We start from the raw sequence: 14,941 nt of genomic DNA, 5'->3' as shown, positions 1-14,941 counted from the left end.
TTGAATTTCTTTTTTGTATTAGAATTGGACATTTAATCCGAAATTGTAGACTTTTTGAAGCGGGTATCTGAGGCCATTACCGCCCATCTCCGGATCCCAGAGATTAAAGCTACTTTTAACGAACAGGTTACTGGCATTTAAATAAAGTCTGATTGGCCCTACCCCCATTTTATCAAGCATTTTGCTCGAGAGGTTATAGCCCAATTCCACTGTTTTTAACCGTAAAAATGAGCCGTTACGCATCCACCAACTGGAAGATTCAAGATTATTCCGGTTCAGATTCGGACTCAAGCGAGGCCAGAACGCATAAATGTTCCCGTTCTCTTCTGACCAATGATCGTCGGCAATGGCTTGTAGTAAACCATGCTGATAGGGGCCATTCATAACAAAAGGACTTGTTTTATCCGGGTCAATCCAGAATGATGACCTGCCAGAGCCCTGAAAGAATCCACTAAGATCAAATTGCTTATAACCGACAGATAGTCCAAAACCGTAGATAATTTCAGGTACTGTAGGCAGCCCCAACGGAACATAATCCTGTGATGTAATTACGCCATCTCCATTCATATCTCGATATTTAATATCACCTCCCATGACCTCCCCAAAATTCTGAACCGGAGAGTTTTTCACCTCTTCATTATCGACAAATAGCCGTTCGGCGATCAGTCCATAGCCCTGACTAAGCGAACGACCGATTCTGGAAAGGTATGCTAAATTGGATGGGTAATTAGGTTCTTCATTGACAAGTAATTTACTCGTCGCGTAGGTAAACGTTCCTCTTGCCTGGATCCACATATCGCCAAAATTCTTATTATAATCTACGGAGAGGTCTACACCTTTTCCTTCGGCCTCGCCCACATTAGCCCGTATACCAGCTGATAAGCCCATTGTTGTAGGAATATAAGACCGGTTCATTAGAATATTTTTTCTATGCGTTTTATATGCATCCAGAATAATATTGACACTATTAAACAGGCTAAGATCCATCCCCAGATTGACAGTCGATGCTTGTTCCCAGGTAATCGCTTCATTTGCATATCTAGAAATCGTCACCCCAGGTTTGCTGTAGATATAATTGGTACCAAAAGACGATCCGTGAGCACCATCTTTCAGATTTACATCCGATAAATAAAAGAAACGGTCATTGCGATCACCTATCTGGTCATTACCGATCAATCCATAAGTTGCTCTGAATTTTAGCTTTGTTATTGCCTGTCTTAATGGTCTAAAAAACTCCTCATTGGAAGCATTCCAGGCCACACCGATCGAAGGGAAGAAGCCATAACGATGATTTTTCGCAAAACGTTCAGAGCCATTTAATCCAAAATTTGCTTCGAGCAGATATCTACCGTCATAACCATAAGTAAACCTTCCCGAAAGTCCCTGATTTCTATAAGGCAGCGAATTTTGAAGCTTATCTGCATCACCTGATACAAAACTCCGCAGTTGGGTAACTAACAAACCACCGACACTATGTTTTTCTGAGAAAGTGTGATTATAGTTAACCGCGGCCTCTAGATAGGAAACTGTATTTGCAACCTTCGTTCCAGGCTTAAAATCCAAATACTCTGTTGCATCTTTCTCATTCAACAACTCCAAAGTATATTTATCACCCTCCGTGCTGGTTGCGTTTGCACGATAATAAAAAGGAGTATATCTCCTACGCACATCAAAATAAGAATAGCGTTGTGTATAAGCCATAACTCTTGCACTCAGGCCCTCTGTCAGGAATTTAAAATCCTGCTTAACTTCGAGCTGTACATTTAATGTCGAGGAATTTGATTGCTGAAATCCTGAAACCATCTCCGCATAGGGATTGAAATACATCGCCTCTGTCTGTCCGTTAATTCTGGCGTTTCCAAATAAAGGATGTTCAGCAAAAGGCATATCAGATGCCGGAAAAACAGCTGGAAAATTAACAGGATTTGCCGCTATTGCGCCCTGAAAGATATTCCCCCCACCGCCAATTGGTCCTTGATAATCATCAAAACTCCCCGAAGTTCTCACAATCCCTTCTGTTGTAGGTGTCAGTTTAACATTGACATTCGAACGGATCTGATAGCTTTTCAGGTTAATATTGTTATCGAACTTGTTTTTATGGTCGGACTTTAACACTCCATTATCTACATTATAGGTTCCCGCAATATAAAACTGTGCATTTTTCCCGCCCCCGCTCATATTCATATTAAATCGCTGATTGATCGTATAATCTTTGATCAACAAATCGATCCAATCATTATTAGGATAAAGAAAAGGGTTATCTCCTGCTATAGTACGATCAATCTTATTCTGACTGTAAGGTAAGTCTTCAAGCGCATTTCTAGTCAGTACAGCTTCATTCGCCAATTTCATATACGTAATGTTATCGGCCAATTTGAAATTTTGTGTATTCGATGAAATCGAATTCTCTGCACGTACATTGAACTTTGTTTTGCCTGTTACGCCGGATTTTGTGGTCACTAATACGACTCCATTCGCCCCCCTGGCTCCATAAAGCGAGGATGCCGCCGCATCTTTTAAGACGGAAAAACCGGAGATATCATCAGGTTGCAACCTTGCCAAATCGTTAGATGTGGATTCCATTCCATCAATCAAAATCAATGGATCTACCTTCCCACTTCCAAATGTTGTGATCCCACGGATAAAAAACTGTGCATTATCGGCGCCAGGTTCACCACTCCGCTGAAAGGCAACGACCCCAGAAAGTCTTCCTGCAAGCATCGTCGTCAGATTGCTGGTCGGCCCCTTCAATTCTTTCGGATTGATTGTTGTAATGGAACTGACCATACTCTCTTTTTTCTGCTGTCCATAAGCGACAACGACCACCTCATCCAATTCGCTCTTATCCTCCGTTAATTGTACATCTATCTGTTGAAGCCCATCAATCGGCACTTCTTTTCTCGCATAACCAACAATAGAAAAGATAAGAACTCCCCTAGGGTTGGATACTTTGATACTATAATTTCCATCAACATCTGTTGTCGTTCCATTGCTTGTCCCTTTTTCCACAACAGATACACCCTGTAATTTTTTATCTCCTTCTCCGGAAACTGTACCTTTGATCGAATGTTGAATGATCCGGTTCTCTTTTCTTTTGGAGATGATAATCATTCTATCTTCTATCGCATACGCTAGACCTAAATTAGTTGTAACTTCCTTCAACGCATCCTCAAGTGTAGCGTTCTTCACTCGAAAATTTGTCTTTTTCAAGGGGCTGATCAGATCGATATTATAGAACATATCATAGCCCGATTGTTTCTTGATCTCTTTCAGCACAGATTCTACCGCTGCATTTTTCAACTCGATATTGATACGTTGGCCATAGCCTTCCGCAAATGCCGAAATTGAACATAAAAATGTAATTACAAATGTTAGCTTCATTATGATTAGATGCTTGCGAGTACATATTGCAGGCCAAAATAGGCGCTGTAATAAACAATACAAATGCTTGTATTGAACTTTTAAATTCATACTTTTGTGATGTTAGGTTTTTAGAAAATTTTGTATTACCCTAATGTGTGCCGACGGTATGGCAGTACTGTCGGCTTCTTTGCTTAAGTTTTTTTCCCCATCTATTTTTCAAATTTTAGTGTAGTTCCAATTCGGTTAATCTTGATATTTGCTGTTCGCGCAATAACATTCAGCGCTCTGTCCAGTTCATAATTTCTAGGTATAGTTCCACTAAATGTAAGTGCTGGAAGGGATTCCAGATCCACCTCAATGTTATACCATCTAGCAAAATCGCGCATAATTTCTTTTAATGTCGCGTTATCATAAACAAACACGCCGTTTTTCCATCCCAATACCTGCTCCTCGTTTTCAGTCTTATCTTGTATTAAAGCTTTGGATTTTTTATCGAGGACAATCTGTTCACCCGGTTTAAGGATGTATTCTTTCTGTGGAGATGATCCAATCAGATTCTGGACAGACACTTTACCGTGAAATAATGTGGTTTTGGTTGTCTGTTCATTTTCATAATTATTTACATTAAACTTGGTTCCGTATACTTTGATACGTTGATCGTGCGTTTTAACGATAAAGGGCTTATGCTTGTTGGATTCTACGTCGAAAAATCCTTCTCCCTGAAGTTCGACCTCCCGTTGACCTTCAGCATAGAAAAGTGGGAATTTGAGCTGTGAATCAGAATTTAAAACCACAGCACTACCATCGGTAAGATAAATACGTGATTGTTTGCCCTTGGCTGTCCGGATGGTTTGATAAATAATTTGACGTTTAAGACCTGATAGACTATCCAGTGTTTTAACATGGATATCTCCTAAACTATCCTGTAAAATCACTGCACCATTTTCCCGCAATAATTCAATGTTGGAGGTACCATCAAGCTTTATCTCTTTACCATTACTTGTTATCAGCGTGCTTTGATTTTCCGTTATTCCCACAGGCTCAGATTCATTATCACCATGAGTGTACCATAATACCGAAATTGCACAGATTATTGAAGCTGCAGCTGCGATTGATAGCCACGGGAATAATCTCCTACTACTCTTTTTCCGATTCTGATGAAAATATTCACGATCGAAATATTCATCAAGCCGCTGAATAGCCATTCTGGCATCTTCATCTAACTCGATTTCATCTTCAAGCTGCAAATCTTCCAAGATCAGTTCCTTGAAAAGCTTTGTATGCTCCTTTTGTCGCATATAATGCATGAGCAGATGGATCTCCTCATCTGTACATTGTTTAGCGATGTATCTTCTATATAAGCTTATTAATTTGGTTTGTTCCACAGTATAATTGGTCTTACTTTACCTCTTATACGTAAGCAAAAAAAATATCAACTATGCCGAATCGAAAAAAAATAATAATTATCTGCAAACACATGAGCTGTTGGGCTCTCTCCTGAATTATTAAAGCATATTTTATTGAGTTGAATAGTATGAAGGGCAGAATCACTTTCATGACCTAAATAAAAATATCGAGTGGTATTCTTTAAAAAAAATCGCAAGAAAAACAGCGACGATTAAAGCGCTAGGTAAGAAATATCGGATGATAATCTGCAAACAACATCATAAGAAAGCAACAGTAATTCCAATTCCAATGTGATTTAATAATACTCGACGCTTTAACCATATGATTGTTGATGGTTGCTGTAGAAATATTCAAAAGTTTGGACACCTCGTCATAGCTCCTGCCCTCGAGTTTGCAGAGTACATAGACTTCCCGGCATCGCTCGGGAATAATATCCAATATATCATTGAGGTATTTCTCCATTTCTTTATAAGAGACTCCATCTTCAATATTATTTGAACATGTGCCCCTCGATAGAATCATCAATTGATCGCATTTAGCTTGGTCTGAAGCTATTTTCCGAAAATAATCGTAGACTGTACTTTGTGCAATTGTATAGAGATAGGATTTAAAATTTTTTGAAACATCTATCTGCGCTCTATTCTGCCAGACCTTTACAAATACATCCTGAACGATATCCTGCGCAAACTCCACCGATCTGACCTGCTTTAATATTCTGCCAAAAATCTGAGTTCTATAGTTATAATAGAGCTTTTCGAATGCCTTTTGATTCCCCTCAGCCAATTGTAAGAGCAATATTGCGTTGTCCTCTAGACTCATAATTCTATTTCTATCGAAGTTCAATAATCCATGGTTTTTCAATTGCATTACGATGTGCGGGAAAATAACTACTTTCTGCACATCTGCTTTTCTAGGTACTTGACGAGTTGAAAAAGCAGCAAAATTTCCTTAGGCCGCCTGACAGTCGCTTGACAATTGATCTTTAAACAAAAGAAATAATATAAATTAGATCCGAGATGTATAAAACGCGTAAAAACATGTAAAATATTACGATGTAATCGATACGAGCATATTTAAAAGGGAAATCTCAGACCATTGGTTTCACAACCAAAAAAACAGGATCATTTGCTCCTACGAGGAGGGGAGACTTTTGGAGTAGCATCATACAGGCAGGCGAGTTAGGGAGCGGGCTGCTCAAAATGACGACATAAAAAATTCAAAACTGGCAGCACCACAATGGTCAATAAAGATCATGTGAAATCGACATACTAAACCACCATATCATAATTTATTACTAGGACAGATAAGGATGTTGCCAGGGCATTCGATAAGGTCTTTTCAACAACTTGGTTGCTTCGGGATCATCTGTGCATATTTTTTTCAATGGATCATATCGCAATGGTCTATTTAATTGCATAGCAATATTGGCAAGTATACAACAGGCTGTCGATATATAGCCCTCTTCGATATCAGCTACAGGCAATCGATCATGTTCTATTGCAGACAATAGATCCAATAGATGTTGTCGTGTAGCAGGAGCGGTGTGCAGTTCAATCCTAGGCTCCTCCAGATCAGCCGGAAATTTTTCCTTTTCATAAACCACGTCTTTTTTAATCGGAGTACCTTTACCTACTGGAATAAACTCATATTTCATCACACTTCCTTTTAGCGTTCCTTTATCTCCATAGATAATAAACGCCCAGGGATATTCTGGATCCACAGGATTACCCCACGTACGGTGTTGCCATATACAATTAAGGTCATCATATTCAAATACAGCTGTCTGTGTATCCGCAATAGTCGACTTTCCCTCTTTTTGCACATAGATTCCACCCGTTGCACTAATTTTCGTTGGCCATTTGAGTTGTAATAACCAGCGGACAGTGTCAAACATATGCATACCCATATCACCTGTGATACCATTTCCATATTCCATAAAAGTTCGCCACCAGCCCCCGTGAGGTAAGCCGTCGTAAGGTCGTAAAGGAGCTGGTCCAGTCCATAGTTCATAATCAAGAAAGTCCGGGACAGGCTCCGATGCCGGATTACCGTTCCTTCTCATATGATAATAACAGCACATTTCCACATGCGATATCTTACCAAGTAAACCTTGGTCTATAATCTGCTTCTTTGCATCAATCAAATGCGCTGTACTCCGCCTTTGTGTTCCTACCTGTACTTTTTTATTATATTTTCGTGCATATCGTAGTATTGCTTCCCCTTCAAGTACATCAACACTAACAGGTTTTTGCAAATAGATATGTGCTCCCGAACGTATCGCATCTATGGCCTGTCTCGCATGCCAATGATCAGGCGTGCCAATCAGAATGAGATCGAATTGATTATCGGCAAGCATCTTCCTATAATCTTTGTAAAGCTTTGGAATCTGCCCTGAGCGTTGGCGTTCTCCGACCAATCGCCCGGCCTCCTCCAAATGACGGCTATCCACATCGCAAATCGCCACTACATTGACATCGCAGACCTGCATTAGCCTAAATAGATCGCTTTTTCCATACCAACCCGCCCCGATCAGTCCGACCTTGATAGTTTTCGCTAGAGGTTCAAGGGACAATCCTTTAGCTTCTAAAGCGGATAAAGTAACAAAAGCACTTGCACCCAGAAGGAAGTTTCTTCGGTTTAGCATATAATCACCCATAATTTACTGGCCTATTGTTTAGTTTGTTATAAGACAAAACAATAAACTCTAGATAATGTTTTCCACACAAACATTGTGGAGAAAACAGATCATCAATATGCTCATTACGTCTTCTCGGATAAAAATACGATGTGATCAACGATATGGATGACACCATTATCCGGAACTAAATTAGATGTGCGGATTTGCCATTGGTTGTTGGTCCCTTCATTGATCAGCCCCACATAAGTACTGGTATGGGACAAGTACATCGTTTGACCTTTTTCAGTCGTATAAGCAATTGGTTTGTTACTCGGAGCCAAGGCAGGATCGCTAAAATTCACGAACGCCTTTACAATATGGTAACGCAAAATATCCTTTAATATCGGTACCGGAATAGCGGCAATATTGTCGTATTTATTTTCTTTTAGATATGCCGTAAAAGCTTGATTCGTGGGCAGAATAAAGGTCGCTTTTTCCTTACGTTCATACAATGCTTCATCCTTACATTGCAAGATAGCCTGTTTCAGTAAGGATAATGAATCCTTCCCCTGAATATATGTCCATGCTGACATATTCAGTTTACTATTGTCTTCTGCGTAGTCATATTCAAAGCTTTCCTGTATTTCGCAACTAGAAAACAATGACAGTGTACCAAAACCGCATAGAAAAAAAATAACAATATATTTTATCTTCTTCATAAGATTATCTATAAAATTCATTTTGTTGCAAATTTGGGTTTTTATGAAGTTCACCTTCATGTATTGGCCACAGCAAATTTCGTTTATCGGAGAGACCATTGATCGGTTTCATTGTCGAAATAGCAATTTCATTTCGCAGGAGATCAAACCAACGGTGTCCCTCAAAACAAAGTTCTACAGATCTTTCATGCAAAATACTGCCAACTAAACTTCCGAATTGGCTTTGCGCCTTATTTTGATCCAAAACTGGAAGTCCCGCACGAGTACGGATACGGTTCAGTAGGTCCAATGCTTCAACAGGCTGATTTAAATTGGCATGTGCCTCAGCCTTTAGCAGAAGGATATCAGCTAATCGCGTTAATACAATATTGCCTGCGGAAGGTTCTGGACTCTCGTCATTAAATCCTTGCCCAAAAAACTTCCATATCTTACGGGGCTGAACTTGGGACACATCGTAAATACGAGGTTTGCGAAGATCGTGAGGTTCGATTGATGCGATAAAACCCGCACTTGGGACATAATCACTATCCGATCCATTGGCATACCATCCACGAAGATTATTGGGTTGCACTTCATTGTACCCGACCTCAAAAATACTCTCGGTACTGCTTCCTTTTACAAAGATGTTATTCCAATCCTCAATGGGCACCAAGGCATACTGCGGGTCCGCAAGTACTTTTTCAGCCATTTCTAGCGCTTGTGCATACTTTTTTTGCCACATATAGAGCTGTGTCAGAAAAGCATAAGCCGCCCCTTTGGTAATCATCACGCGGTTTCTGGCACCTGAATAACTTGAAGCACAATTCTCCGTCGCCAAGATTAGATCTGCTTCCACCTTAGTCAATACCTCCGCCTCAGTGTTCTTCTTGACAAACAGATCTTGATCCAATCCCTCGTATGGTTCCGTAACCAAGGGTACTTGCCCCCATATCCGAACCAAGTAAAAATAAGCTAATGCTCTTAACGCATGAGCCTGCCCAAGTAATTGCCTTTTTTGTTCGCTATCTTCGGTTCCAAATGCCTGTGGAATATATTTGATCGCATAATTGGCACGGGATATAACTGTATAAAAATTATCCCAGCGCGCCGAATTGATAACCGGAGTCAATGTGTTCTGTTGCAGCGCAGCAGGATCACCGGCATGGCGGGTCACAATATTATCAGCCCGCCCCTCGCCCCAGTAAGCAAAGTTCTGACGGAATAGAGCTTGAAGACCATTATAGATCCCATTAACGCCAGCCTGAGCATCACTAGGCTTTTTATAGTAGCCCTGTCCAGAAACATTGCTAATAGGCTCCTTATCCAGTAACGAGTTCGAACAACCGCTAACGGATAAAAATAAAAGAGAATAAAAGGTATATTTTAACAAATTTTTCATCACGATTTATTAAAGACCAAGGATTAAACCAAGCATAAATGTGCGGCTCTGTGGGTAAGAGCCCTCATCCAACCCCACTCGGAGACCAGAATAGGAATTGACATCGGGATCAAAACCGGTATACTTTGTCCAGGTAATCAGATTTGTAGCCGTAACAAAAGCATCAAGCTTACGTAGACCAATACGTTTACTCCAGCTGGGATCGAAAGAATATTTTAAATTGACATTTTTTAATTTCAGATAAGATCCATCTTCAACCCATCTACTCTGCACCCGACTATCCGACTGTTTGGGATCATCCCGAATCAACCGCGGAAAGTCCGTCTGATCTCCCTGTTCCCGCCAGCGATTGAGCGCGTCCGTGGACAGATTATTGTAACGAACAATTGAATTGCGCTGATGATTCAATTCGCTATAAATCTGATTACCAACAGAATATTGGAAAAACACATTCAAATGGAAGTTCATATAGCTAAAATCATTGGAGATTCCTCCAAAATACTTTGGCTCCGCGTAGCCAATAATCTCGCGATCGTTTTGATCGATCATATTATCATTGTTGATATCCTTCCAAATGGGATCTCCACCAACGAATGCAGGACCGTTTGCTCCATTTGTTAGCCCACTTGTATTGTCTTCATCACGTGCATACACACCAAGGAAACGCCAACCATAAAATACACCGATAGGCAAGCCTTCCTGTAGAATGTGGAAAGCCCCATTTTGAATATGACCGCCAGTCAGGAGATTCTTAGGCAAGGACGTAACTTTATTTCTATTTAAACTAACGTTTATATTTGTGTTCCAGCTAAAAGCCCCCTCCAGATTACGGGTCTGTAGGCTAAACTCTAATCCTCGATTCTCAATTGACCCTATATTTTGTGTAATAAATTCAAATCCGGTGGTTCCGGGAATAGGCACGTTGTAAAGCAGATCTTTCGTTTTCTTCAAGTAAGCGTCGGTAGAAAACAGAATTCTGTTTTTAAAAAAGCCAAGCTCCAGACCAAGGTTATATTGACGTGTTGTTTCCCAGGTAAGGCTTGGGTTAGGCATTACTGTTGGTGCCGCTCCCGAAAAATCCAGATAATTCGTTCCCAAAGTAAACTCACCTCTTGAGGTATAGTCGCCGATCGCCTCGTTTCCGGTACTTCCAAGACTAAAACGCAGCTTACCATCACTTAGCCAACCCAAGTCCTTGATCCCTTTTTCCTCAACAAAACGCCAACCCGCCGACGCTGATGGAAAGAATCCGAACCGTCGGTTACGACCAAAACGGGAAGAGCCGTCCGTACGAAGGTTGAATTCCAACAAATATTTACCTAAATAATCATAGGTTACCCGACCGAAATAAGAAAGCATGGCATGTTCAGAAGCAATATTAACACCTTGATTTGAAATGATAGATGCTCCATTCAATGTTCGGATATCATCACTTGGAAAGTATTCGCCATCGAGGCCTGTCCGGTCATAACGCCATTTCTGAAAACTCATACCCAATACCGCCCCAATATTGTGTGCATTAGCTATATTTTTAGCATAGGTAAAATAACTCTCATTGCCCCAAGTAAGGTTTCCTGAAGATCGTACAGCCCCTTTATTATATCCCTCACGGTAATCCAATATGGACGGCATAAATTCGTCTTCTTTCATTGAAATATAATCCAAATTTACATTACTTCGGAACTTAAGATCCTTATATAGATCTATTTCCACATACTGGCTACCAACGATCCGGTTACTCTTATTCAAATTGGTCGAAAACAAAGCCATCCCAACAGGATTCCGCTGCCCGATCATATAACCATTCAGTGATCCATTGGGTAGATACATTGACATAATAGGTGGCCGTATCAATAAACTCCGGATGATACTCAGGTTCCCTGAGCCCGCGGCATTTGTCCGGTTGTTCACTGCATTAGTATAGGAAATACTTTGTCCAATCCTAATCCGATCTGAAATTGTAAAGTCTACATTCAATCGGGAGGTAAATCGCTTGTAATTGGAATTCAAGATCACACCATCCTGATCCAAATAAGATGAACTCCAAGCATATTTTGTCCCTTGGTTCCCGCCTCGTACAGAGAGATCCAGCTTATATTGCTTTGCTGAACGCATCAACTCATCCTGCCAGTCCACATCACCACTGTTCATGGGGTTGAGCGAATCTATAATTGTATAAAATGGTTCCTCAGGTTTGGCCATCCCTCGATAGGAATCCAAAACTGCTTCCCGGTATTGCCGTGCGTTCAAAACACTAAGTTTGCGAGTCAGGGAACTCACTCCTGCTGTTGTATTTAATATCACCTCGGGTTTACCTTCAGCACCTCGTTTCGTTGTAATCATCACGACTCCATTGGCAGCTCTAGACCCATAAATCGCAGTAGAGGCCGCATCTTTAAGAATCTCGATTGAAGCGATATCATTTGGATTGATATCCGTCATCGGGTTTAGCCCAGAATTTTCAGTACCGTTTAAAGAAGAAATGGAATTGGATTCGAGCGGAATACCATCTACAACAAAAAGTGGATTATTACCCGAGTTCAATGAGGAACTCCCCCGGACACGAATACTCATCTCACCACCTGGTGCTCCAGAATTGGACGAAACCTGCACGCCCGCAGCCCGTCCCTGCAAAATTGAAATGGGATCCTGCAATGTTGTTTTGGCAATTTCTGAAGCACCTACCGAAACGATAGATCCTGTTAGGTTCCGTTTTTTCTGACGCCCGTATCCTACCACAACAGTCTCTTCCATCAGATTGGAAACGGCAACTAGTGCGATCGTATAGCTTGAACGTGAATCTATTTTTATCGTCTGAGTCGAATAGCCCACAAATGAAAAAGTAATGGATTGCCCTATTGTTACATCGTCCAATACAAAGCCTCCTCTTTGATCCGTACTCACTGTCACATTTTTTGTGTCGCTGAGCTTTACGGTGACTCCAAGTAAAGGCGACTTGGTGGTCGCGTCAATCACCCTACCGGTGACGGTCTTTTGCTGGGCGACCACTATTGCGGGAAAAATTAAATTGCTGCACAAAAAAAATAAGGATAGAACATAATACAGTCCTTTCAGGTTACATTGGTTAGCACTAGATTTCATATGAAAACTTTAAGTATATATCACCTATTAACTATCGATAATGATTAATAAAAAATATTTTAATGAAAACATTTACATTAAAACGTTAAGCATTACCAAATAATTAACGTTTTAAAAAAAATAATAGTATGCACGAAGTTAATTTTAGTAACATTTATGTGACGTAACCACTTTCAAGAAACATTATATTGCCGCACTATCTATTTCATAAAAACTGTTTTCTTTTCCAACCTAATCAATAAAAACTCCCAATGTGCTCTTCGAAAATTGGATATACTCCCAACCTGCGAACCACCTTGCTCGCAGAAATTATTAATCTCGAATAGAAGGCAAAAAAAATAGGTCATAAAAAAGCCCTAGAGCGGGGAACTCTAGGGTCTTAGCCATATATTAACCTATTTTATGAAAAGTATTTGCATTATTAACGCAGTATTGTGCAACTTATTTTGTGCTATATTGAAAAAAATTAATAATTATAAAAAATCCCATCTATAACGCTATAAATGGGATTTTTACGGGATAAAAAAATATATTTTGTTATTTGATCGTTACTGCAAAAGCATATTCATCCGGCGGAAGACATTGTGATGCATCACATGCCTGCCATTCCACGCTACCTTTCACAGTTGCTGTTCCTTTTTTCAACGTTACCTTTTGTTGGAAGATCACCTCATTTGTAAAATATCCCACATCCATTTTAAAAACCTCTTCGTGTTTTACTTTCGGTTTTGGCTCAGCAGTCTTTCCTGCCAATACATAATCGGTCGCATTAGCAAATGTGAATGAAGTCGGAATAGGTCCGCCATCCTTTACGTTTTGCGAATAAATATGCCAGCCGTTTTGAATGGTCGCTTTTACATAGACGATTGCCTCTTTGTTGTTCAGCTTTTTGCTAGCTACAGTCCATTTTACCGGTTTGTGAATCTGAGCAAAAGCGGCAGTTATCATAAAAATAACCGCAGTCATTAACAATACTAGTTTTTTCATTTTTTTATATTTATTTTGGTTTATTACACAATATTCATCCTCCTACCTTCATATCATCCCCCTCTTTTTGTCAGTATGACGATATGGAAAGACAAAAAACGCTACAACAATATTCGCCATAAACAATATAAAACACAACAACAGGTTGATAAAACCATAAATTTTATTGAAAACAACATAAAAAACAATATTATTCACATTTAGCAGTGCTTTTTCATTGCTCTCGCCTTATTTTTTTGCGTCTTAATAATGAAAAGCAAAGCGATATCACGCGGACTATATCACCCAAAGTCTGCCCGTTATCCACTTAAACCAAAAACAATAGATTTGTTACGTTACAGCACCTGTCAAAAATGATCTTTGGCACAGAAATCGCATGATATAAAACTCATAATTTAGGTTAATAATTGGTTAGGTTAGACCGCTTGAAGTTCCCTGCTTCAAGCGGTTTTTTTTGTAAAAATCTCTTTCCTCCGAATCCATACTGACATATAGCTGTCAATATCCAAACTTATCTTTGACGTAGCATACAAAAAACAGAATGACTGATTCTTTGTTTAAAAGGATGGAAAAAAAAAGATGAATACATCAAAAATTAAACTAATATATTCCCAAACAAGATGAACACACTTCAACAACTAAAATCTGAACTTGAGAATGAGTACCAGATCACCAAAAATTTTATTGAACTTTTTCCAGAAGGCAAAAATGACTATGCCCCACATGAAAAAAGCATGAAAATAATGCCCTTAGCTACGCATTTAGTGGAGGTGTTTGAATGGCCAAGTACAATTTTAAAAACAACTGAACTCGACTTTGCTGATGGAGGTTATACACCCACTATCCTATCAACGCGTGAAGAATTGCTCCAGAAATTAGACCAAGACTATGAAGCGGGCAAAATAGCCTTGGAAAATGCAGTCGAAGATGATTTAAATCCAAGTTGGACGATCAAGAATGCGGGGCAAAAACTGGCAAGCTGGACAAAATATGAGGCAATCCGTCACTCTTTAAATCAGATCACACATCACAGGGCACAACTAGGTGTCTACTATAGGCTGAATAATATTCCTTTACCATCAAGTTACGGCCCTTCTGCCGATTCACAGAATTTTTAGACTATACTATCATTTTTTTAATAAATATGCATACAAACAGTCCCATGGTCAACCATCGCTTATGATCTAAGACTGTTTTTATGCAGTTTCGTAATGCCTCCTATCCCCACCTGCAACATGCTTCAATCGGGACAGCCGCAGGATGAATCCCTGGTGTTTCCGGAGTGAGTCCGTGCTGAGTCCGTGTTATACTTGCTAAAACCACGTTCACATCCTAGCCAGATCACCCTCACAATTGCCCTCGGACATG

At 40.0% G+C, this 14,941-nt stretch carries 9 protein-coding genes; 1 reads left to right on the top strand and 8 read right to left on the bottom strand.

Features of this window, described 5'->3' with window-relative positions; genetic code table 11:
* Window positions 1-18: 18 nt before the first annotated feature.
* From ACK8HY_RS00870 to ACK8HY_RS00835, 8 genes are all read right to left on the bottom strand, one after another.
* The gene (locus ACK8HY_RS00870; protein WP_077436264.1) at window positions 19-3,381 is read right to left on the bottom strand and encodes a TonB-dependent receptor; all 3,363 of its coding nucleotides are present in this window, start codon (window positions 3,379-3,381) and stop codon (window positions 19-21) included.
* Between the two features lie 191 nt (window positions 3,382-3,572).
* A complete protein-coding gene (locus ACK8HY_RS00865; protein ID WP_416132399.1) occupies window positions 3,573-4,748 on the bottom strand; it encodes a FecR family protein in 1,176 nt (391 codons plus the stop codon).
* Window positions 4,749-4,989: 241 nt separating this feature from the next.
* The gene (locus tag ACK8HY_RS00860; protein WP_175992028.1) at window positions 4,990-5,589 is read right to left on the bottom strand and encodes an RNA polymerase sigma factor; all 600 of its coding nucleotides are present in this window, start codon (window positions 5,587-5,589) and stop codon (window positions 4,990-4,992) included.
* A 475-nt stretch (window positions 5,590-6,064) separates the two neighbouring features.
* A complete protein-coding gene (locus tag ACK8HY_RS00855) occupies window positions 6,065-7,414 on the bottom strand; it encodes a Gfo/Idh/MocA family protein (protein ID WP_416132398.1) in 1,350 nt (449 codons plus the stop codon).
* A gap of 116 nt (window positions 7,415-7,530) precedes the next feature.
* Window positions 7,531-8,106: a fasciclin domain-containing protein gene (locus tag ACK8HY_RS00850; RefSeq protein ID WP_416132397.1), complete on the bottom strand. Its 576-nt coding sequence runs from the start codon at window positions 8,104-8,106 to the stop codon at window positions 7,531-7,533.
* A 4-nt stretch (window positions 8,107-8,110) separates the two neighbouring features.
* A complete protein-coding gene (locus ACK8HY_RS00845; RefSeq protein ID WP_416132396.1) occupies window positions 8,111-9,484 on the bottom strand; it encodes a RagB/SusD family nutrient uptake outer membrane protein in 1,374 nt (457 codons plus the stop codon).
* 9 nt (window positions 9,485-9,493) lie between these two features.
* Complete coding sequence (locus tag ACK8HY_RS00840) at window positions 9,494-12,586, bottom strand: SusC/RagA family TonB-linked outer membrane protein (RefSeq protein ID WP_416132395.1); 3,093 nt, start codon at window positions 12,584-12,586, stop codon at window positions 9,494-9,496.
* Window positions 12,587-13,123: 537 nt separating this feature from the next.
* Window positions 13,124-13,573, bottom strand: a complete 450-nt coding sequence (locus tag ACK8HY_RS00835) for a protein-disulfide reductase DsbD N-terminal domain-containing protein (protein ID WP_077436250.1) — start codon at window positions 13,571-13,573, stop codon at window positions 13,124-13,126.
* A gap of 620 nt (window positions 13,574-14,193) precedes the next feature.
* Between ACK8HY_RS00835 and ACK8HY_RS00830 the strand changes: the two genes are divergently transcribed.
* The gene (locus ACK8HY_RS00830; protein WP_077436248.1) at window positions 14,194-14,691 is read left to right on the top strand and encodes a DinB family protein; all 498 of its coding nucleotides are present in this window, start codon (window positions 14,194-14,196) and stop codon (window positions 14,689-14,691) included.
* Window positions 14,692-14,941: the final 250 nt, after the last annotated feature.

It is taken from the genome of Sphingobacterium sp. NGMCC 1.201703, assembly GCF_047784615.1.
Lineage (GTDB): Bacteria > Bacteroidota > Bacteroidia > Sphingobacteriales > Sphingobacteriaceae > Sphingobacterium.
Note: the sequence above shows the minus strand (reverse complement) of the source record. Positions and strands in the feature narration are given on the sequence as shown.